The organism is Streptomyces tricolor (assembly GCF_002155905.1).
GTDB classification, from domain to species: Bacteria; Actinomycetota; Actinomycetes; order Streptomycetales; family Streptomycetaceae; genus Streptomyces; species Streptomyces tricolor.
The window spans coordinates 1-563 of sequence record NZ_MUMF01001090.1 but is presented as its reverse complement, the minus strand read 5'-3'; the positions used below and the strand labels follow the sequence as shown (position 1 = coordinate 563).

Sequence of the window (563 nt, the reverse complement as noted above, 5' to 3'; positions counted from 1 at the left end):
TCCGGTCGCACTCCGCGCAGTTGGAACTCCGGTTTCGTCCAGACATCGCCCACCGACAAGGAGCTCCGTATGAGCACGCCGACGCAGGACTCGTCCTTCCGCATCACCAGCGCCCCGAACATCACCTACGCGCAGTGGGACACCGAGCGCTTCGAGACCACCAGCACCGCATGGACCGCGCTGCCGGGCGCGTCGATCGACCTCCGCCTGGGACAGGGGGCGCCCTCGTACGGCGCGATCTTCGTGGCCACCTTCTCGGCCGAGGCGCTCTCCTCCGACCAGGGCGGCGACGGGCAGGGCCTGCTGGCCGCGACCGTCTTCTTCGGCGACGAGCAGGCCGAACCGCTCAGCAACAACCACCGTTACGTCACCGCCCGCGGCAACCCGGAGTGGTCCAGCCACACCTTCATCCGCGTGGCCCGCTTCGAGCCCGAATTCGCGGTCCGCCAGGTCAACGCGCAGGTGAAGCTGCGTGTGAGCAACGCGGACTCGGGCGGCGTCCAGAACTGGGTGCTGAAGATCGAGCGCTACAACCTCTGACCGCCCGCCCGGTCCGGCCGCGA

General features: G+C 69.1%; 1 protein-coding gene. It reads left to right on the top strand.

What is annotated here, in order from left to right; translation table 11 throughout:
- Window positions 1–69 precede the first annotated feature (69 nt).
- On the top strand, window positions 70–540 hold the full coding sequence (locus CCN44_RS42910; protein WP_059246903.1) for a hypothetical protein: 471 nt from the start codon (window positions 70–72) through the stop codon (window positions 538–540).
- The last annotated feature ends 23 nt before the right edge of the window (window positions 541–563 follow it).

Bases quoted from the DNA above. Each gene is read 5' to 3' on its own strand.
- CCN44_RS42910 (WP_059246903.1), top strand. From the start codon at position 70: ATGAGCACGCCGACGCAGGACTCGTCCTTCCGCATCACCAGCGCCCCG.